This window comes from Rhizobium sp. NFR12 (assembly GCF_900108545.1).
In the GTDB taxonomy this organism is placed as follows: domain Bacteria; phylum Pseudomonadota; class Alphaproteobacteria; order Rhizobiales; family Rhizobiaceae; genus Neorhizobium; species Neorhizobium soli.
In genome coordinates this window covers 15,940-33,930 of the sequence record NZ_FNWM01000007.1, presented here as the reverse complement: position 1 = coordinate 33,930, position 17,991 = coordinate 15,940, and the positions used below count along the sequence as shown (strand labels likewise).

23 protein-coding genes are annotated in these 17,991 nt (G+C 60.4%); 5 read left to right on the top strand and 18 right to left on the bottom strand.

The window, feature by feature from the left end:
• Positions 1-46: 46 nt before the first annotated feature.
• The 4 genes from leuB to BLW69_RS21285 form a co-directional block, all read right to left on the bottom strand.
• Positions 47-1,156, bottom strand: coding sequence for a 3-isopropylmalate dehydrogenase (gene leuB / locus BLW69_RS21300; protein WP_092665118.1), 1,110 nt, complete (start codon positions 1,154-1,156; stop codon positions 47-49).
• A gap of 45 nt (positions 1,157-1,201) precedes the next feature.
• Complete coding sequence (locus BLW69_RS21295; RefSeq protein ID WP_092665115.1) at positions 1,202-1,591, bottom strand: RidA family protein; 390 nt, start codon at positions 1,589-1,591, stop codon at positions 1,202-1,204.
• A gap of 10 nt (positions 1,592-1,601) precedes the next feature.
• Positions 1,602-2,207 (bottom strand): 3-isopropylmalate dehydratase small subunit, encoded by a 606-nt coding sequence (gene leuD, locus BLW69_RS21290; RefSeq protein ID WP_092665112.1) that lies wholly within the window; start codon positions 2,205-2,207, stop codon positions 1,602-1,604.
• A gap of 126 nt (positions 2,208-2,333) precedes the next feature.
• A complete protein-coding gene (locus BLW69_RS21285; protein WP_062462792.1) occupies positions 2,334-2,576 on the bottom strand; it encodes a hypothetical protein in 243 nt (80 codons plus the stop codon).
• Between the two features lie 143 nt (positions 2,577-2,719).
• Here BLW69_RS21285 and BLW69_RS21280 point away from each other — a divergent pair, with 143 nt between their 5' ends.
• Together BLW69_RS21280 and BLW69_RS21275 are read left to right on the top strand one after the other, a co-directional pair.
• On the top strand, positions 2,720-3,595 hold the full coding sequence (locus tag BLW69_RS21280; RefSeq protein WP_092665109.1) for an HpcH/HpaI aldolase/citrate lyase family protein: 876 nt from the start codon (positions 2,720-2,722) through the stop codon (positions 3,593-3,595).
• Entirely contained in the window at positions 3,592-3,798 is a 207-nt protein-coding gene (locus BLW69_RS21275) for a DUF1737 domain-containing protein (protein WP_062462785.1), read from the top strand. The genes BLW69_RS21280 and BLW69_RS21275 overlap by 4 nt, the downstream gene beginning before the upstream one ends.
• Before the next feature lie 34 nt (positions 3,799-3,832).
• On the opposite strand, the gene BLW69_RS21270 is transcribed toward BLW69_RS21275, so the two are convergent.
• Entirely contained in the window at positions 3,833-4,270 is a 438-nt protein-coding gene (locus BLW69_RS21270) for a metallopeptidase family protein (RefSeq protein WP_062462782.1), read from the bottom strand.
• A gap of 476 nt (positions 4,271-4,746) precedes the next feature.
• On the opposite strand from BLW69_RS21270, the gene BLW69_RS21265 reads away from it, so the two are divergent.
• The 3 genes from BLW69_RS21265 to bfr all read left to right on the top strand — a co-directional run bounded on the left by BLW69_RS21265 (position 4,747) and on the right by bfr (position 6,072).
• Positions 4,747-5,214, top strand: coding sequence for a DNA polymerase Y subunit UmuC family protein (locus BLW69_RS21265; RefSeq protein WP_139283918.1), 468 nt, complete (start codon positions 4,747-4,749; stop codon positions 5,212-5,214).
• 95 nt (positions 5,215-5,309) lie between these two features.
• A complete protein-coding gene (locus tag BLW69_RS23050) occupies positions 5,310-5,621 on the top strand; it encodes a (2Fe-2S)-binding protein (protein ID WP_062462776.1) in 312 nt (103 codons plus the stop codon).
• Entirely contained in the window at positions 5,587-6,072 is a 486-nt protein-coding gene (gene bfr, locus BLW69_RS21255; RefSeq protein ID WP_062462773.1) for a bacterioferritin, read from the top strand. The genes BLW69_RS23050 and bfr overlap by 35 nt, the downstream gene beginning before the upstream one ends.
• Before the next feature lie 93 nt (positions 6,073-6,165).
• Here bfr and BLW69_RS21250 read toward each other — a convergent pair whose 3' ends face one another.
• The 13 genes from BLW69_RS21250 to rpmA all read right to left on the bottom strand — a co-directional run bounded on the left by BLW69_RS21250 (position 6,166) and on the right by rpmA (position 17,976).
• The gene (locus tag BLW69_RS21250; RefSeq protein ID WP_092665103.1) at positions 6,166-6,699 is read right to left on the bottom strand and encodes an RNA pyrophosphohydrolase; all 534 of its coding nucleotides are present in this window, start codon (positions 6,697-6,699) and stop codon (positions 6,166-6,168) included.
• Positions 6,700-6,714: 15 nt separating this feature from the next.
• Positions 6,715-7,914 (bottom strand): divergent polysaccharide deacetylase family protein, encoded by a 1,200-nt coding sequence (locus BLW69_RS21245; protein WP_244508922.1) that lies wholly within the window; start codon positions 7,912-7,914, stop codon positions 6,715-6,717.
• A gap of 81 nt (positions 7,915-7,995) precedes the next feature.
• A complete protein-coding gene (locus BLW69_RS21240; protein ID WP_092665100.1) occupies positions 7,996-9,327 on the bottom strand; it encodes a S41 family peptidase in 1,332 nt (443 codons plus the stop codon).
• The gene (locus BLW69_RS21235) at positions 9,317-10,696 is read right to left on the bottom strand and encodes a murein hydrolase activator EnvC family protein (protein ID WP_244508926.1); all 1,380 of its coding nucleotides are present in this window, start codon (positions 10,694-10,696) and stop codon (positions 9,317-9,319) included. Before BLW69_RS21235 ends, BLW69_RS21240 begins: the two co-directional genes overlap by 11 nt.
• A 151-nt stretch (positions 10,697-10,847) precedes the next feature.
• A complete protein-coding gene (gene rlmH / locus BLW69_RS21230; protein WP_062463039.1) occupies positions 10,848-11,330 on the bottom strand; it encodes a 23S rRNA (pseudouridine(1915)-N(3))-methyltransferase RlmH in 483 nt (160 codons plus the stop codon).
• Between the two features lie 114 nt (positions 11,331-11,444).
• Positions 11,445-11,861 carry a ribosome silencing factor gene (rsfS, locus tag BLW69_RS21225; RefSeq protein WP_062577032.1) on the bottom strand — a complete coding sequence of 139 codons (417 nt, stop codon included), beginning with the start codon at positions 11,859-11,861 and terminating at the stop codon, positions 11,445-11,447.
• 120 nt (positions 11,862-11,981) lie between these two features.
• Entirely contained in the window at positions 11,982-12,641 is a 660-nt protein-coding gene (locus BLW69_RS21220; RefSeq protein ID WP_092665094.1) for a nicotinate-nucleotide adenylyltransferase, read from the bottom strand.
• The gene (locus BLW69_RS21215) at positions 12,616-13,896 is read right to left on the bottom strand and encodes a glutamate-5-semialdehyde dehydrogenase (RefSeq protein WP_092665091.1); all 1,281 of its coding nucleotides are present in this window, start codon (positions 13,894-13,896) and stop codon (positions 12,616-12,618) included. The genes BLW69_RS21220 and BLW69_RS21215 overlap by 26 nt, the downstream gene beginning before the upstream one ends.
• Positions 13,886-15,103, bottom strand: a complete 1,218-nt coding sequence (proB, locus tag BLW69_RS21210) for a glutamate 5-kinase (protein ID WP_092665088.1) — start codon at positions 15,101-15,103, stop codon at positions 13,886-13,888. Before proB ends, BLW69_RS21215 begins: the two co-directional genes overlap by 11 nt.
• The gene (obgE, locus tag BLW69_RS21205; protein WP_062577023.1) at positions 15,100-16,161 is read right to left on the bottom strand and encodes a GTPase ObgE; all 1,062 of its coding nucleotides are present in this window, start codon (positions 16,159-16,161) and stop codon (positions 15,100-15,102) included. Before obgE ends, proB begins: the two co-directional genes overlap by 4 nt.
• Before the next feature lie 165 nt (positions 16,162-16,326).
• The gene (locus BLW69_RS21200) at positions 16,327-16,932 is read right to left on the bottom strand and encodes a GNAT family N-acetyltransferase (RefSeq protein WP_162759451.1); all 606 of its coding nucleotides are present in this window, start codon (positions 16,930-16,932) and stop codon (positions 16,327-16,329) included.
• Positions 16,929-17,576 carry a GNAT family N-acetyltransferase gene (locus BLW69_RS21195; RefSeq protein WP_062462738.1) on the bottom strand — a complete coding sequence of 216 codons (648 nt, stop codon included), beginning with the start codon at positions 17,574-17,576 and terminating at the stop codon, positions 16,929-16,931. Before BLW69_RS21195 ends, BLW69_RS21200 begins: the two co-directional genes overlap by 4 nt.
• A gap of 130 nt (positions 17,577-17,706) precedes the next feature.
• Complete coding sequence (rpmA, locus tag BLW69_RS21190; RefSeq protein ID WP_062462735.1) at positions 17,707-17,976, bottom strand: 50S ribosomal protein L27; 270 nt, start codon at positions 17,974-17,976, stop codon at positions 17,707-17,709.
• Between the last annotated feature and the right edge of the window lie 15 nt (positions 17,977-17,991).

Below are 17,991 nucleotides of genomic sequence, written 5' to 3'. Positions count from 1 at the left end.
TCGGGCCCTTCGTCGTTTCAGGGAAGTGGTCCCCTCGCGGGATGCCTCAGGCCGAAAGACCGGCAAATTCCTTGAGGATGGCGTCGCCCATGTCGCCGGTGCCGACCTGGCGGCAGCCGTCAGCCATGATGTCGCCGGTGCGGATGCCCTGGTCGAGTACCGTGGCGATCGCCTTTTCCAGGTTGTCGGCTTCGGTGATCATGTTGAACGAATAACGCAGGCACATGGCAAACGACGCGATCATGGCGATCGGGTTGGCAATGCCCTTGCCGGCAATATCCGGTGCCGAACCATGGACCGGCTCATAAAGCGCCTTGCGCTTGCCGGTCTTGCCATCGGGGGCGCCGAGGGAAGCGGACGGCAGCATGCCGAGCGAACCCGTCAGCATGGCCGCAACGTCGGACAGCATGTCGCCGAACAGGTTGTCGGTGACGATGACGTCAAACTGTTTCGGGGCGCGAACCAGCTGCATGCCGCCGGCATCGGCCAGCATGTGGTCCAGCTTCACATCGGAATATTTCGCCTTGTGGATCTCGGTGACGACCTGATTCCACAGCACGCCGGATTTCATCACGTTGCGCTTTTCCATCGAGCACACGGCATTCTTGCGGGTGCGCGCCAGTTCGAAAGCAACGCCTGCGATGCGTTCGATCTCGTAGGTGTCGTAGATCTGGGTATCGATGCCGCGCTTCTGGCCGTTGCCGAGATCGATGATTTCCTTCGGCTCACCGAAATAGACGCCGCCGGTCAGTTCGCGGATGATCAGGATGTCGAGCCCGTCCACCAGTTCGGGTTTCAGCGAAGAGGCGGCGGCAAGCGCCGGATAGCAGATGGCCGGGCGCAGATTTGCGAAAAGCTCCATATCCTTGCGCAGACGCAGCAGGCCGGCTTCCGGGCGCACCTCATAGGGCACACTATCCCATTTCGGACCGCCGACGGCGCCGAACAGGACGGCATCGGCCGCCATCGCTTTTTCCATATCCGCGTCGGAAATGGCGGCGCCATGCGCATCATAGGCGCAGCCGCCGACCAGACCTTCGTCGGTGACGAAATCGGCACTCATGGCGTCGTTCATATGGGCGATGATCTTGCGCACTTCGCCCATGGCCTCTGGACCGATGCCATCACCGGGAAGCAGGAAAAGGTGTTTTGCCATTGTGCAGATGTCCTTGATTGTTCAGGCGGCGGTTGGGCAGCTGTTTCAGGAAGCGCCGGCACCGATGCGTGCGGTCACTTCGATCTCGATTTTCATTTCAGGGGTGGTGAGGCCGCAGACGATCATGGTCGCTGCCGGACGGATGCTGGCAAATGCCGATCCGACGACCTCGACCACGGCATCGTAGTCGGCCATGTCGACGAGATAATAGCGCACGCGGACCACGTCCTTCAGGCTGCTGCCGGCTTCGCCAAGCGCTTTTGCGATAGTGGCGAGCGCGTTGCGGGTCTGGTCAGCGACATCGTCAGGCATCACCATCAGGGCATAGTCATAGCCCGTCGTGCCAGAGACATAGACCATGTCACGGTCAACAACTGCGCGGGAATAGCCGATCCGCGCTTCGAAGGGTGATCCGGAGGAGATATGCGTGACCATCTGATAACCCTCAGAGCCAGGGGCGGTCCGTGCTGTTCTTGTCCTCGAAACTCGAGATCACGGCGTCGCTCTTCAGCGTCGATGCAATATCGTCGAGACCTTCGAGAAGGATCTGGCGGCGGCCGGGGTCGATGTCGAAATGCAGCGAGCCGCCATCCGGGCCGGTGATCTTCTGTGCTTCGAGATCGATCGAAATGACGGCATTGGAGCCACGATCCGCATCATCGAGCAGCTTTTCGAGATCTTCCGGAGATACGATGATCGGCAGGATGCCGTTCTTGAAACAGTTATTGTAGAAAATATCGGCAAAGCTGGTCGAGATCACGCAACGGATGCCGAAATCGAGAAGTGCCCAAGGCGCGTGCTCACGCGACGAGCCGCAGCCGAAATTGTCGCCGGCCACCAGGATCTTTGAGTGGCGATAGGCAGGCTTGTTCAGGATGAAATCCGGGTTTTCTGACCCATCCTGATTGTAGCGGGATTCCGCAAACAATCCCTTGCCGAGACCGGTTCGCTTGATCGTCTTCAGGTAGTCCTTGGGAATGATCATGTCGGTGTCGATGTTGACGACCGGAAGCGGCGCTGCGACGCCGGTGAGCTGCGTGAACTTGTCCATGATCTGCCTCCAAGGGAGTTGTCGTGAAGGCCAAATAAAGCAATTTGCCGCCGATTTGAAGGGCATTATGCCTTCAACCGGTACTCCGCTGCGCCAGAGCGCGCAGGCGGAGCGAACATGATGACGCTAGAGGTCGATGATGGTACCGCGGCCGTCGTTCCACACACGGATATCGCGGCTGGCCGGCTTTGGTCCGAACGATTTCGCTCGCACGGGTACAGGGTTCAACCTGGTCGAGATCGCCCTACCAATTGAAAGAAGGACGAGAATGCCGGCAAATGCGACGGTCAGAGACGCTGTAAACAGCGCCGCCATGGCAAGCACCGCAATAGCTGAGGCGACGACGAAAAATGCACGAATGTTTTGCATGGATCATACCTTTCAACGTCTGAAATGTGGGACCGGCCGGCCCCGCTTACAAGTGGTTTCACGACCTCCTGTCTTGCCGAGGGCCAAAAAGCTTGTCACAACCACGTTATGACTTTTCCCAATGATTACATGGTCCCGAAGCGATGGCCGCTCTGATCCGGCGCTCGCTCCTGAGCGTTCCCGCGAGCAACACCCGTGCGCTTTCGAAAATCCCGCAGCTCGACTGCGACGGCGTGATTTTCGATCTGGAGGATTCCGTGGCATTCGCGCAGAAAGCGGAAGCGCGGGATAACCTCCGCAGAAGCTTTGCCGAGCTGAATTCCGATGGTCTCGAGACGGCTATCCGGATCAATCCGCTCACAAGCGAATTCGGTCCTGCGGATCTCGAGCTCATCGTCGAACTTCTGCCGGATGCGGTGGTCATTCCCAAGGTTGAGCATGCGGACGACGTCCGGGTGATCGCCGAGCGCCTTTCTCAGGCGGGCGTGCCGGAGAGGGTCTCTATCTGGGCGATGATCGAAACGCCGCTCGGCGTCCTCAACGCCGCCGAAATCTCGAGCGTGGGCGGACGGATCAAATGCCTCGTCGTGGGGCTCAACGATCTTCGCAAGGCAACGGGTGTTTTGCCGCAACCGGGGCGGGCCAATCTCATACCCTGGTTGATGCAGGTCGTACTGGCGGGCAGGGCCTATGGTGTCGATGTGATCGACAGCGTGTTTAACGATTTCAAGGACGAAGTCGCGTTCGAAGCCGAGTGCGCCCAGGGCCGCGCCATGGGATTTTCAGGCAAGATGCTGATCCATCCGGCGCAGATCGACGCGGCCAACCGTCATTTCGGTCCTGATGATGATGCGCTTGAAGAGGCGCGCGCCATCATCGAGGCCTTCCGCCAGCCGGGAGCCGAAACGCTCAACGTCATCAACCTCGACGGTCGCATGGTCGAGCGTCTGCATCTCGAAGATGCGGAAAAGCTCGTCGCCAGCGCGGCGGTCATCGCCAACAGAAAGAGAAAGCCATGAAAGTATATCGTTTCATCACCGGTCCTGACGATGCCGCCTTTTGTCACCGGGTGACGGCGGCGCTGAACAAGGGCTGGGAACTCTCCGGTTCGCCAAGCTACGCCTTCAACGGCAAGACGGGCGAGATGCATTGCGGCCAGGCCGTGATGAAGACCGTAGAAGGCAAGGAATACAGCCCCGACATGAAGCTCGGCGAGCAGTAAAAAGCTAGGCCGAGGTGTGTCTGCCAGCGCTGGATCAGCGCTGGCTTGCTTCCTCGGCGCTCGCCTCGATGCGCTCCATGTCGTCGTCACTCAGGCCGAAGTGATGTCCGATCTCGTGGATAAGGACGTGGGTGATGATATCGCCCAGCGTTTCCTCATTCTCCGCCCAGTAATCGAGGATAGGCCGGCGATAGAGCCGGATGCGATTGGGCAGTTCGCCGGTTTCGACCGTAAACCGTTCCGAAATGCCACGTCCTTCGAACAGGCCCAGAAGGTCGAACGGCGTTTCCAGCGCCATGTCTTCGAAAACGTCGTCGTCCGGAAATTCTTCGACCTCAATGGTGAGGTTCGTCGTGAGTTTGCGGAATTCGTCCGGAAGGTGGCTGTAGGCTTCTAATGCCAGCGACTCGAACGTGCTGATCGTCGGCGCATGGCGATCCTGCCAATCATCGGTCTGGTCAATGCGGGCCATGGGATCTCCTTCCAACTCAGGCACATATAATACCTGAAGCAGCTATTTCGAGAAAAGAATCATTGCGATAGCTTTTAGAGGAAAGATTCCTGATCGGGAGCTGTTGACTCTTTGCCACGTGTCTGGAATCCATGAGAACATAAAGTGAACATTATCGATGGAGTTGACGCCGTGGCCAAAGGTGCCTGGGCGCGGGAGAGACTTTTGCCCTGCGCAAGCCGATCTCGGAAACGGAAAGCGGTCGGCGAGCTTGCTCGTGATGCTCGCGTCTGGTCTGGATTGGAACCCGCATGACCGCCTGTTTTCGATCCCCTCTGGCGCATCGACAGAGGCGTATTCTGACACTCGTGTTCCCGCGTCTGTCAACCGACAGAATCGCGCGCCGCCGCTGGGGTATGGACTGGCGGTCTTACCGCCATCACGACCATCCACCGATCGTCTTTGCCGGGCGCCACGCTGACAGGATGTGCCTGACAGTGCTCGACGCGGCCGCCGAACGCCTTAACCTGAAGCTGGGGCAGGGCGTTTCAGAAGCGCGAGCGATCTTTCCGGAGCTCGACGTGATGGACGAAGACGATGATGCCGACGCGGCGCTTCTGATGGCGCTCTCCGACTGGTGCGACCGATATACGCCACTGGTGACGCTAGAAGGGCGCAACGGGCTCTCTCTGGATATCACGGGCTGTGCGGATTACGGTGGCGGAGAGCAGGGCTTGCTCGGCAATGCCTCCCACAGACTCCGTCAGATGGGTTTCGACGTCAAAGGGACACTCGCATCTTTTCCGGGCGTGTGGAGCGATTCTGCTTCTGCCGCGGACGGAACCTATGGCGGCGCGTTGTTTCGATCGAGTGACGTCCGAGCCTTTTCAGAGATATCGCAGCGACACAGCAGCCGGTTAGGCATCACTGCCTCCGATCACGGATCGTTGATAAGGGGGTTATGATATGTCAATTACCGGGCTGGATTCTTTCTTGACATCGCTTGTCCTCTTTTGCAAAAAGTCTGTATCGAGGTCAATGTTCTCCAGGTCGATCCAAAATGCTGGTTTGCAGTTGCAATTACATCACCGAAAGGGAGATCAAGGATACGATCATCCAACTCCTCACTGAGGACTGTTGGCAGCTGATCGTTCCCGTCAAGGTCTACCATGCGATGGAAAAACGCGGCCGTTGCTGCGGTTGCTTTCCCAATGTCGTCGATCTGATCATAAAGACCACTGAGGAATATCACGCCCAGCGGCACTCGACGGAAGCTGACGTGATCGTCTATATGTCGCGCTTGAAACAACTCCACGAAGAAAACAGGAGAGCGGACATTGAAAGGCGACTTACAGGTCATCGAGCGGCTTAACGAGGCACTCTTCCTCGAACTTGGCGCTGTGAACCAATACTGGCTGCACTATCGTCTCCTGCATGATTGGGGTTTTACCAAGCTTGCCAAGAAGGAGAGGGCCGAATCCATAGAAGAGATGCAGCATGCCGATCGCCTGATCGACCGCATCATCTTTCTCGAGGGTCATCCGAACCTTCAGACGCTGGCACCGCTTCGCATCGGCCAGAACGTCAAGGAAGTTCTCGAAGCCGATCTGGCTGGCGAATACGATGCCCGCACCGCCTACAAGGCGTCGCGTGATATCTGTCACGCCGCCGGCGACTATGTCTCCATGAAGCTTTTTGAACAGCTGCTGATGGATGAGGAAGGTCATATCGACTTCCTGGAAACGCAGCTCGAACTTCTCTCGAAGATCGGCGAAGAGAGATACGGCCAGCTCAACGCGGAATCAGCCGACTCCGCTGAGTAAAGCTCAAATCATCGACATTCTATCGCTCGAGCCCGGTGGAAGTTGCTTTCACCGGGCTTTGCTTTATCCGACCAGCGCTAATCGGACGTGCAATCAGCCCGCCGGCGAGAGGTGGGCAAATTCCGCGACGACCCGGTCATAGACCGAGCGCTTGAACGGCACGATCAGGCCGGGCAGATCCTGCATCGGCTTCCATTCCCAGGCATCGAATTCAGCCGTATGGCCGCCCGGCGGCGGGTTGATGGCGATCTCGCTTTCATCGCCGTCAAAGCGGAAGGCAAACCAGCGCTGCGTCTGTCCGCGATACTTTCCCTTCAGTCCGATACCGATCAGGTGTTCCGGAAGATCGTAATTGATCCACTCGCCGGCTTCGGCAAGCAGCGTGACGGAACGCATGCCCGTTTCTTCGTAGAGTTCACGATAGGCGGCGGGCAGGGGATCTTCGCCCTTGTCGATCCCGCCCTGCGGCATCTGCCACAGTTGCGGAGACCCGTCGAATTCGCTGTTGCCGGCAGCAATGCGGCGTCCGGCCCAAACGAGGCCCTCGCTGTTGAGCACCATGACCCCGACGCAGGGACGATAGGGAAGATCGTCCGCTTTCACCGGTTTCTTGTGATCCTTGGCCATATCATTCCCCTTGCTTCAAGGTGCCACGCTCTCGCGGGCAAGCGTCGATACACCGACGATTTCTACACCGCGTTGCGAGGCTTCGTCGGCCCATTTGCGGATCGCCGCGATGCTCTCGTCGAAGGCGGAGGCGATGCCGATTGCCGTTCCCTTGCGTTGGGCTATCCGCTCCAGTTCGTCAAGTTTCTTGAGGATCGCGTCGGATTGAAGCTGACCGTCCAGGGTCAGGTCACCGAAGGCGTGCGGCAGTTGCATCGCCTTTGCCAGCACCTCCGTCTTCGACTGGGCCGAGGTGCCGTCATCGAGGAACAGCAGGCCGCGGGAGGCCATGTCGCGCAGGACAGGCTCAAGCGCCTTGACGTCGGAGAGATAGCGGCCGCCCTGGTAGTTCATGATCCCCGTATAGTTGGTGATCTCGCCCATCGCCACATGCAGTCGCTCAAGGTTCTTTGCGGCAGGATCCTTGACGAGAAGCGTGCCTGGTCCGGGGTCGTTGGCCGGATAGTCGTAAGGCTCGAACGGGACCTGGATGAGGATTTCGTGGCCCGCGCGGCGCGCTTCCTGCATCCAGCGCTGCAGGCTGTTGCCGCTTGCAGCAAGGCCTAGCGTTACGCCTGGCGGCAGTTGCTGGATTGCGCGCTGGGTGCCCGTCTGGCTGAGGCCGAGGCCACCGACCACGATCGCGATCCTTGTGCCGCGGGCGCCGGACCAGGGTCGTGCATACTGGTCCATGGGTCGCATTCCATCCTCGCCGAGGATCGGCAGTTTGCCGTATTCCGTGTCTTCCAGAAGAGACGTATTCGGCTCTGCAGCAAATCGCGGGTCCTGGCCAATTCTCTGGGCATTGATAAGGACGGGACCGTTTCCATCCCTTGCGCGCGGCGTGTATTTCGTCACGACCGATCCGTCCGCCATCCGGTTCTGCTCAATGGTCGCGCCGGAATTCGGATTGGACCGGGGCATGCCGTTGGGGTTGGCATTTTCGGGAGAAACTGCATCATCGGCAGGTGTCTTGGGGGCGATCGCCGTGGAGGAGGGGGGCTCGCTCGAGGCGATGCGCTCAAGCTGAGGGTCGTTTCGCATCGCATAGATCGACAAGCCGACGACGGCAATCACGCCGATGCTTCCTAAAACGGCAACGGCCGACAGGCGACGCGCCGTTCGTCGCTTCGGCGGCCGGTTTTGACCGAGCGGTGCATGGAGATCGCTGCCCAAGGGATATGCCCGCGTCTGCGCTGCCGAAATGAATGCGGTCAGGCGGCTGTGATGAAACAGCCGCCTGACCGGTTTGCCTGATTAGTTCTTGACGGCGGCCGCAGCCTTGTCCGGGCTAGCCGGGAAGGACGGGTCTGTCTTTGTCCCATGCAGCAGGTCCATGGCATAGTTCAGCTGCAGGTCGTCCTTGGTTTCCGGCGGCACATAGGCAGCCGAACCGGAACCTTCGTCTGTTTCGGCCGCGCCCTGGATATGGCCCTTGAGGCTGGATTCGCCCTCGGCGCGGACCTTGCCCTGCAGTTCCGGCGGCAGCGGCTGTTCGACCTTGATGTCAGGCGTGATGCCCGTTCCCTGGATCGACTTGCCCGATGGCGTGTAATAGAGCGCCGTCGTCAGGCGCAGCGCACCGGATTCGCCGAGCGGAATGATCGTCTGGACGGAGCCCTTGCCGAACGAGCGGGTGCCGACAACGGTCGCGCGCTTCAGGTCCTGAAGGGCACCGGCGACGATTTCAGACGCCGAAGCCGAGCCGCCGTTGACGAGCACAACCACCGGCTTGCCGTCGGTCAGGTCGCCAGGGCCGGCATTGAAGCGGCGTGTCTCATCCGCATTGCGGCCGCGGGTGGAAACGACTTCGCCGCGTTCCAGGAAGGCATCGGAGACGTTGATTGCCTGGTCCAGCAGACCGCCCGGGTTCAAGCGCAGGTCAAGCACGAAGCCCTTCAGCTTGTCGGCAGGCACGTCGGCCTTGATCTTCTTGATCGCCTTTTCGAGATCGTCATAGGTTTTCTCGGTAAAGGAGATGACGCGGACATAGCCGATGTCACCGGCTTCGACGCGGGATTTCACGGCGCGCACGGCAATGATGTCGCGCATGACGGTGATGTCGAGTGGCTTGTCGGCACCCTGTCGGATGACCGTCAGCTTGATCGGCGTATTGACGGCGCCGCGCATCTTTTCGACGGCGTCCTCAAGCTTCAGGCCGCGAACAGCCTGGCCATCGATTTCAGTAATGAAGTCGCCGGCAAGAATGCCAGCCTTGGATGCCGGCGTGTCGTCGATCGGAGTGATGACCTTGACGAGCTCGTTCTCCATTGTCACTTCGATGCCGAGACCACCGAATTCACCGCGCGTCTGGGTGCGCATGTCTTCGGCATCTTTGGAATTCATGAAGCTCGAATGCGGATCCAGCGAGCTCAGCATGCCATTGATGGCATTTTCGACCAGCTTGTTTTCATCCGGTGGCGTCACATACTGGGCGCGAACCCGCTCGAACACGTCGCCGAAGATCGACAGTTCCTTATAGGTGGAAGCCCCGGCGGCCTGGGCCGGGACACCGGCCGAATAAATGACGCTCATCCCGGTCGCACCCAACAGTGCTCCGACGATGACAAGAGAAGCCCTACGAATCATTTCGCGCCCTTCCAGTTTCTTTGCTGGCCCACCACGGTTTAGAATCAACCGGAGTGCCGTCTTTTCGGAATTCAATGTAAAGCGTCGGACGATCCGTTTCCAGCGCCAACGCGGTCGCACTTGCTACTCTTTTCTCACCCATGGCAGCGATCGGTTCGCCAGCAAAGACAAACTTGCCCTGCCGCGCGTTGACCATGTCCATTCCTGCCAGAACAACATGATAGCCGTCGCCGGCGTTCAGGATGATCATCTGGCCATAGCTCCGGAATGCACCGGCAAACACGACCAGCCCATCGGCCGGTGCCGTCACCACTGCGCCGGGGTTGGAGGCCACGGTCATACCGCGTGCCGGGTGTCCCGTCCCGTCTGCATCGCCGAACGCACGCAATATTTCGCCGGCAACCGGAAGCTCAAGTTTTTGCCTGAGGCTTGAAAACGCGTATGCGGGCGCAATGCGGTTTTTGTCGGGCACACCGCTTTCGGCCAATTGCCGGGCTTTCTCGCGTTCTTCTTCGGACATCTGCCGCCGGCGTTCCTCCTCGGCACGGGCCAGATCCATGCCTTCGCGCACGGATGCGATCTGTCCTTCAAGCCCCTGAATGAGATCCTGAAGCGAGGTGGCGCGGCCGACAAGGTCTTGAGAACGCGCGCGTTCTGCGGCGAGTTGTCTTTCGTTCTCGGCATTCAGCTTGGCGTTTTCAGCCAGCAGCAGGTTCATGCGCCGTTCTTCCTCGACGCCTGCCGTGATGGTTTGCGAGACGGTTTCCTTTTCCTTCGCCGCCTCTGCCTGAAGGCTCGCGAGATTTTGAAGATCCGTGACCAGCCTTTCGGCCTCCGCCCGCATGCCGGGCACCACGGCGCCGAGCAGGATGGCGCTTCTGACAGAACCCAGCGCATCATCGGGGGAAACCAGCAGCGCCGGCGGCGGGCTACGGCCCATGCGCTCCAGAGCACCCAGCACTTCGGCAAGAATGGAGCGACGCCCCCTCAGGGCCACGCGGATCTTGTCTTCCTGCACTTTCAGCGAGGCGAGCTTGTCTTCGCTGACCTGGATTTTCGACTGCAGGTCCTTGCGCCGGGTTGCTGAATCGATCAGCGCCTGGCGCATATCCGCAGACGTCTTCTTGATGCCGGAAATGCTGTGCTCGATCTGGGCAACCTTTTCCGACGAAAGGCTCATGCTTTTGGCCAGCACTTCCAGCTCGCCGCGGGTCTCGTTGCGTCTCTTTTGAAGATCGGCTGTCGGATCCGCCAAGGCTTCGGTCGCGGGCGGGGAGGGTTGGGCCGCAGGCGGTGCCGGTTCCTGTGCTAAGGCAATCCAGTGAAAGGCGGGCAGGCGGAGAGGCGCGAAGGCAAGCGCCGATGCCATCGCTGGCAGCGCAAGGCCCAGGGCTATGGCTCTCCTGATCGTCATTGCGTTCTCGAATCTGCAGCGGACCTGCGAAGGCTAGGCTGATTCGCCGGGGCCAGCCATAAACAACATCGTGTTTCGCAACATCGGCCCGGAAGGTAAACGAAGTCTAAACGCGGTGGTAGGGATGGCCTGAAAGGATGGTGACGGCGCGATACAGCTGTTCGGCAATGAGAATGCGGACCAGCTGATGCGGCCATGTCATAGAGCCGAGATTGAGGACGACATCAGCGCGTGCCCGAAGATCCGGGTCCAGCCCGTCGGCGCCGCCGATCGCGAGCATCATGTCGCGCTTGCCGCCGTCCTTGTACTTGTCGATCAGACCGGCAAAGGCTTCGCTATCGAGCGCCTTGCCGCGTTCATCGAGCAGAACGAGGATGGCACCATCGGGAAGGGCCTTCTCGAGTGCGGCGGCCTCCTCGCGCTTTCGCGTTTCTGCATTGGAAGCACGGCTTTCCGGCACTTCGATCATCCTGGCAAGTTCGAGCCCGATCGCGGGCCCGGCCTTGGAGAAACGGTCGAGGTAACGGGACGCAAGATCCTTCTCCGGTCCGGCTTTGAGCCGTCCCACGGCGAAAAGGCTGATGCGCATGTCCTGATCCGTTGTTTTCAGAGCTCTCGGCTGCCACTGCGCCGGCACGTCGTCAACGCGCCGCCGTTAGCATGCAATCGTCGCATCTTGTCGGCTCAGGAACGTCCCGGCCTGTTAGTGAAGCACTGTGCCTTCCTCGACATCCGGAGCGGCCCACATCTTTTCGATGTTGTAGAACTCGCGGATTTCGGGGCGGAACACATGGATGATGATATCACCAGTGTCAATCAGCACCCAATCACCCGTCTCCATGCCTTCGACACGGGCCCCGCCGAGGCCCTCCGCTTTCAGGTCGGTGATGAGGTGATCGCAGATCGCCATGACATGCCGGCTCGATCGTCCGGAGACGACGACCATGTAGTCTCCGAGAGCGGATTTTCCGGCAATATTGATGGTGACGATATCTTCTGCTTTGGAGTCCTCGAGGCTCGTGAGGACCTGATCGAGGGCATGGGCGGCGGCATCATCGCCACGTTCCAGGCTCTGCGGAATGACGGAGGCCGTCCTTCCCTTGGCGTGTACTGTTGTCAGGGTCGTTCCTTTCGTCCGGTAACAGCAACATCCTCTTCGCGCGAATCCCGTCTGATGACCGGCCGCATACCGAAGGTGGCATCGAATGCTTTATCTTTCAAGTGATCGGAATGTTCCACTTCAGGAATCGGAAGTCTTTCCCGATGCCCGGATTGCGGTCGAACTCAAGGCTGAGCGGGGACCGTGTATAAAGGTCCAGGCGGGCGGGCGGCGCTTCCACAGCGTACCGGCATCCGTCTCGTCGACCCGGGCATGCTGGAAAGTGCGGGCCATCTTTGATGACAGGAAGGAAAGTGTCGCACCCGGCCGGTCTATGACGGCGATCGGGAAGGTGGAGACGATCTCCTGCCACTTCTGCCACAGGTGAAAGGTCCTGAGGCTGTCTGCACCCATGATCCAGATGAAATGGATATGCGGATTGCGCGCCTTGACGAAGGAGAGCGTATCGGCGGTATAGGCGCCGCCGAGCGTTTTCTCGAAAGCGGTGACCTTGATGCGCGGATCCTGGATCAGTCGCTCGCTCATGGCGATGCGATCAGGAAGCGACGCGAGTTCGGACCGGCTTTTCAGCGGATTGCCTGGCGTCACCATCCACCACAGCTGATCGAGACCCAGGCGGCGAAGGGCGATTTCGGCGACCAGAAGGTGGCCTTCATGCGGAGGGTTGAACGAACCGCCGAAAAGGCCGACGGCCATTCGCCGTTCCACATGCGGCATGGCGAGATGGCGTCTTTCGATCCGCTCTACCGTCACGTCAGGGCCGGATCTGGCCGGTGCCATGCACCCTGTATTTGAACGAGGTCAGCTGTTCGACGCCAACAGGGCCGCGCGCATGCATCTTGCCCGTGGAAATGCCGATCTCGCCGCCCATGCCGAATTCACCGCCATCGGCAAACTGGGTAGACGCGTTGTGGAGCAGGATCGCCGAATCGATCTCGTTGAAGAAGCGCGCGACCACGGCCGGATCTTGCGCAATCACCGCTTCGGTGTGGTTGGACGAATAGGTGTTGATGTGGCGGATCGCACCGGAAATGCCATCGACGATCGCCACCGAAATGACGGCATCGAGATATTCCGTGCGCCAGTCTTCCTCGTTCGCAGGCTTGAAGCCCGGGTGAACCTTGAGCACGGCCGCCGAAGCGCGGATTTCGCAGCCGGCTTGCGTCAGCGCCTCCAGCACCGGCATCAGGTGGGTCCCGATGGCAGCGCTGTCGACCAGCAGTGATTCGGCCGCACCGCAGACGCCGGTGCGGCGCATCTTGGCATTGACGACGATCGCCTTTGCCATCTCCAGATCCGCTGAGGCATCGACATAGATGTGGCAGAGGCCTTCCAGATGCGCAAAGACCGGCACGCGGGCTTCGGACTGGACGCGGGCGACCAGGCTCTTGCCGCCGCGGGGCACGATGACGTCGATGGCGCCGGAGAGGCCCGACAACATGGCGCCGACGGCCGCCCGATCCGTCGTCGGCACGAGCTGGATCGCATGTTCGGTTAAACCCGCCTGCTTCAAACCCGCGACCAGGCAGTGATGGATCGCCTGCGATGAATGGATCGAATCCGAGCCGCCGCGCAGGATCACCGCATTGCCGGCCTTAAGGCAGAGCGCGCCGGCATCGGCCGTCACGTTCGGCCGGCTCTCGTAGATGACGCCGATCACGCCGAGCGGTGTGCGGACACGTTCGATATGAAGCCCGTTCGGGCGATCCCAGGCGGCGATCACTTCACCGACCGGATCCTTGATCGCGGCGATTTCCCGAAGAGCCTCCGCTATGCCGGCGATCGACTTTTCGGTGAGCGTCAGACGATCGATGAAGGAGGGAAGGAGCCCCTTGCCCTCGATGTTGCGGAGATCCTTCGCATTGGCGCTCAGGATTGCGGCGCTGTTGGCGAGGACCAGATCGGCCATGGCATTGAGCGCATCGTTCTTCTGCTCGGTCGATGCCGTTGCCAATGCGCCGGCCGCAGCCTTTGCGTTGACGCCGATCGTATCCATGATTGCGGCAACGTCGGTCATCTGGACCTTATCCAACATGAACGGCATCCTCCTTGCGGGTGGTCGTGCGCCTGATCGCGCCTGTCATAACAAGGTCGTCGCGATGGACCATGGCGGCACGGCCGGCATAGCCCAGAATGGCTTCAATTTCCGCCGATTTGCGGCCGGTGATCTGGCGTGCCTCGTCGGCATCGTAGCTGACAAGACCGCGGGCAATCTCGCGGCCTTCCGCGCCGATGATCGCGACCGTATCACCCCGGTGGAAATTGCCCTCGATGCGGCGCACGCCTGCGGGCAGCAGACTTTTGCCAGATCCCAGCGCGCGTTCGGCGCCTTCGTCGACGACAAGTTCGCCGGCTGGCTGCAACTGCCCGGCAATCCAGGTCTTGCGGGCAGTCACCGGTGTGCCGGATGGGGCAAACCAGGAGGATCGCGCGCCCTGTTCGATGGCGCGCAGCGGATGATCGGGCTTGCCGGATGCGATGATCATGGCGCAGCCCGCAGTCGTCGCGATCTTGCCGGCGTCGATCTTGGTGCGCATGCCGCCGCGCGACAGTTCGGAGGCCGCACCGCCTGCCATCGCCTCGATCTCGGGCGTGATGACATTGATGATATCGAGAAACTGCGCGTCCGGATCGAGATGCGGCGGTGCCGTGTAGAGCCCGTCGATATCCGACAGGAGAACCAGAAGGTCGGCGCCGGTCATGGTGGCGACGCGCGCGGCAAGCCGGTCGTTGTCGCCGTAGCGGATTTCGGATGTCGCGACGGTGTCGTTTTCGTTGATGATCGGGACAGCGCCGATCTTCAAAAGCTGGTTGATCGTGGCACGGGCGTTGAGATAGCGGCGACGCTCTTCCGTATCGCCCAGCGTCAGCAGGATCTGTCCCGCGACGATCCCGTCCCGCGACAGGCTTTCCGACCAGGCGCGGGCAAGCGCGATCTGGCCGACGGCTGCCGCTGCCTGGCTTTCCTCCAGTTTGAGGGCGCCGTGGGGAAGGTTCAGCACGGTACGGCCGAGGGCGATCGCGCCGGAGGAGACGACGAGAACATCGATACCCTTCGCCCGAAGCGCGGCGATATCGGCGCAGATCGCGTCGAGCCACGGAGATTTCAGGCCGGTCTTGCGATCGACCAAGAGGGCCGAGCCGATCTTGATGACGATCCGGCGATGGTCGCCGAGCGGCTTGCGACCGCCGGCTTGCCCGGAAGAGACTTGCTTGTGACCGATCTCGTGGCCGGGCGTCATTCGTCGACGTCCTCGTCGAACTCCTGAACAGGAACGGAGCGGTTCGGCAGGGCCGTGTCTTCGCCGACGCTTGCCGCGACGATGACATCGCGGAGCGCGCGCAGAACATCGGTCATGCCCGTGCCGGTGATGGCGGAGATCAGGAAAGGTTTCTGGCCGCAGGCTTTCTCAAGCTCCTTGGCCTTCTTCTTCAGTTCCTTCTCGTCGAGCACATCGATCTGCGACAGCGCAACGATTTCGCGCTTGTCGGTCAGACCGCCACCATAGGCCTGAAGCTCGGTCTTGACCGTCTTGTAGGCCTTGCCGACTTCTTCCTCGATGGAAGACACGAGGTGCAGCAGAACGCGGGTGCGTTCCACATGGCCAAGAAAGCGATCGCCGATGCCAACGCCTTCATGAGCGCCTTCGATCAGGCCCGGAATATCGGCGAGAACAAACTCGCGGCCGTCGATCGTGGCGACACCGAGGTTCGGGTGCAGCGTGGTGAAGGGATAGTTTGCGATCTTCGGGCGGGCGCGGGTAACCGAGGCCAGGAAGGTGGATTTTCCGGCATTCGGAAGGCCGACAAGTCCTGCATCGGCAATCAGCTTCAGCCGCAGCCAGATGGTGGCTTCCTCGCCCTCAAGGCCAGGGTTTGCCCAGTTCGGTGCCTGGTTGGTGGCGTTCTTGAAATGCGTGTTGCCGAAGCCGCCATTGCCGCCCTTGGCAAGCCTGAACCGCTGACCCTCCTTGGTCATGTCGATGATCAGCGTTTCGTTGTCTTCCTCGAAGATCTGCGTGCCGACCGGAACCTTGAGCGTGACACTGTCGCCATTGGCGCCGGTGCGGTTGCGGCCCATGCCGTGGATGCCGACCTTTGCCTTGTAATGCTGCTGGAAACGGAAATCGATCAGCGTGTTGAGGCCGTTGACGGCTTCGACCCACACGTCGCCACCACGGCCGCCATCGCCACCATCAGGTCCACCGAATTCGACGAACTTTTCCCGTCGGAACGAAACTGCGCCCGCGCCGCCGTCACCGGAGCGGATATAGACTTTTGCTTCGTCGAGAAATTTCATCGGTCTGGTAGTCCTGTTCTTGGTCGCTCCCGCTCTCCGGCGGGACGTACTTAAGGTTTTCGATACCGTCCGACAGGCTTTAGGTCAAAGCCTATCGACAGAATGCGCTGAAAACGGCCCCGGCGGACAAGGCATCCGCCGGGGCCGATCGTGATCAAGGCATGATCAGGCCCGATCATGCCGGGGAGCGGGGGCCAGAAGCCGGAAATCCTCCGGGGCAAGCTCCGTCTCGATATGCGGCACCATGACATTGCGGGCGCGGTTGAACACATCGCTTGCGCCTGTGATGCGGAAGCCGAGCTTTGTCTGCACATTGAGCGAACCGAGATTGTCGGCAAACGCGCCCGAATGGACGACAGTGTCCGGCATGCGGCGGAAGAAGCGGTCGAGGACCCCCGACGCTGCCTCGCTCATATAGCCGCGATCCCAATAGAGGCGGTTCAGCCAGTAACCGAGATGCCAGCGGCCGTGCCTGAGTTCCAGGCCGACAACGCCGATATGCACATCGTCGCCGGTGGTGATCGCCAGCTGCCAGTTCGGCAGGATGCCCGAAGTTTGCGGCACCAGCCAGTCGAGCGCATCCTGACGGTCATAAGGCTGCGGAACACGCGACAGCATGCGGCTGACCTTGAAATCGGAAAGCGTTTCGGCAATCGCTGACGCATCCGACAGGCGGTGCGGGCGAAGCGTCAGGCGCTGCGTGACGATTTCAGGGCAGGGGCCAGGCTGAGTGCGGACCGCCTTCGTCTTTTCCAGTACGGCGGCGTTCATCTCAGTTCTCCCCAGCTTCTGAGCGACATCCATGTCTTGCGGTCCAGCCGGAACCATTCGACGGCAACCATTCCGCTCAAGGCCAGGCATTCGATCATGCCTGTGCCCTGGAACTGGAAGCCACATTTCTGGATCACCCGCTTCGACGCGATGTTGGTGACCCGGCAACGGGCATCGATGTGCTCGATATGGCTGCGGGTGCGGAATGCCATGTCGATCAGCGCGTGGGCTGCTTCCGTAGCATAGCCCTTGTTCCAGTGGGGTTCGCCCAGCCAGTAGCCGATTTCGAGGGTTCGTTCGTCGATCTGCGGTTCGAGTGCGCAGCAGCCGAGAAACTGGCCGTTGTCAGCTCGGGTCACGGCATAAACGCATTTGCCAATCTCGCCCGCATTCGTGCGTCGCACGAAATCGGCCGCGTCTTTAGACGTGTAGGGATGCGGCATGCGCGACACCATGGTCGCAATGTTCGCATTGTTGGCGAGATGGGCAAGTGCGTCAATATCGTCTTCGTGCGGTGCGCGCAGAACAAGGCTCTGCGACAGTAAGACGGGGCAATCGCTTCTCAGCCGGTCCGGCCTGAGCCGTTCCTCTGGTCTGGTTTCCGGCGGCCGTAATTGGCCAGCCCTTACTAATTCGCCTTGCATGGTTCAGTCTCCTTTGAGGGATAAAAGAAAAAGGGAAGATGGGTAGCGCCCCATCTCCCCTTTTCTTTGACTGAACCTTCAAACGTTCAACCGGGTCGATGAGACGCCGGTTGCTTAACGCTTGCCGGCTTTATTCTGCGGCTTCGGCTTTCGGCATAACGGACACGTATACGCGGCCATTAGCGCGCGTACGGTAATTCACGTTGCCTGCCGTCAGTGCGAAGATCGTGTGGTCTGTGCCGATGCCGACATTGGCGCCCGGATGCCACTGCGTGCCGCGCTGACGCACGATAATGTTGCCCGGAATGACGACTTCGCCACCGAACTTCTTCACGCCAAGGCGCTTGGACTGAGAATCGCGACCGTTACGCGACGAGCCGCCAGCTTTTTTATGTGCCATTGGTGTTCTCCTTTA

Bases quoted from the DNA above. Each gene is read 5' to 3' on its own strand.
- leuB (WP_092665118.1), bottom strand. From the start codon at position 1,156: ATGGCAAAACACCTTTTCCTGCTTCCCGGTGATGGCATCGGTCCAGAG.
- BLW69_RS21295 (WP_092665115.1), bottom strand. From the start codon at position 1,591: ATGGTCACGCATATCTCCTCCGGATCACCCTTCGAAGCGCGGATCGGC.
- leuD (WP_092665112.1), bottom strand. From the start codon at position 2,207: ATGGACAAGTTCACGCAGCTCACCGGCGTCGCAGCGCCGCTTCCGGTC.
- BLW69_RS21285 (WP_062462792.1), bottom strand. From the start codon at position 2,576: ATGCAAAACATTCGTGCATTTTTCGTCGTCGCCTCAGCTATTGCGGTG.
- BLW69_RS21280 (WP_092665109.1), top strand. From the start codon at position 2,720: ATGGCCGCTCTGATCCGGCGCTCGCTCCTGAGCGTTCCCGCGAGCAAC.
- BLW69_RS21275 (WP_062462785.1), top strand. From the start codon at position 3,592: ATGAAAGTATATCGTTTCATCACCGGTCCTGACGATGCCGCCTTTTGT.
- BLW69_RS21270 (WP_062462782.1), bottom strand. From the start codon at position 4,270: ATGGCCCGCATTGACCAGACCGATGATTGGCAGGATCGCCATGCGCCG.
- BLW69_RS23050 (WP_062462776.1), top strand. From the start codon at position 5,310: ATGCTGGTTTGCAGTTGCAATTACATCACCGAAAGGGAGATCAAGGAT.
- BLW69_RS21250 (WP_092665103.1), bottom strand. From the start codon at position 6,699: ATGGCCAAGGATCACAAGAAACCGGTGAAAGCGGACGATCTTCCCTAT.
- BLW69_RS21240 (WP_092665100.1), bottom strand. From the start codon at position 9,327: ATGATTCGTAGGGCTTCTCTTGTCATCGTCGGAGCACTGTTGGGTGCG.
- BLW69_RS21235 (WP_244508926.1), bottom strand. From the start codon at position 10,696: ATGGCATCGGCGCTTGCCTTCGCGCCTCTCCGCCTGCCCGCCTTTCAC.
- rlmH (WP_062463039.1), bottom strand. From the start codon at position 11,330: ATGCGCATCAGCCTTTTCGCCGTGGGACGGCTCAAAGCCGGACCGGAG.
- BLW69_RS21220 (WP_092665094.1), bottom strand. From the start codon at position 12,641: ATGGCACCGGCCAGATCCGGCCCTGACGTGACGGTAGAGCGGATCGAA.
- BLW69_RS21215 (WP_092665091.1), bottom strand. From the start codon at position 13,896: ATGTTGGATAAGGTCCAGATGACCGACGTTGCCGCAATCATGGATACG.
- proB (WP_092665088.1), bottom strand. From the start codon at position 15,103: ATGACGCCCGGCCACGAGATCGGTCACAAGCAAGTCTCTTCCGGGCAA.
- obgE (WP_062577023.1), bottom strand. From the start codon at position 16,161: ATGAAATTTCTCGACGAAGCAAAAGTCTATATCCGCTCCGGTGACGGC.
- BLW69_RS21200 (WP_162759451.1), bottom strand. From the start codon at position 16,932: ATGAACGCCGCCGTACTGGAAAAGACGAAGGCGGTCCGCACTCAGCCT.
- BLW69_RS21195 (WP_062462738.1), bottom strand. From the start codon at position 17,576: ATGCAAGGCGAATTAGTAAGGGCTGGCCAATTACGGCCGCCGGAAACC.
- rpmA (WP_062462735.1), bottom strand. From the start codon at position 17,976: ATGGCACATAAAAAAGCTGGCGGCTCGTCGCGTAACGGTCGCGATTCT.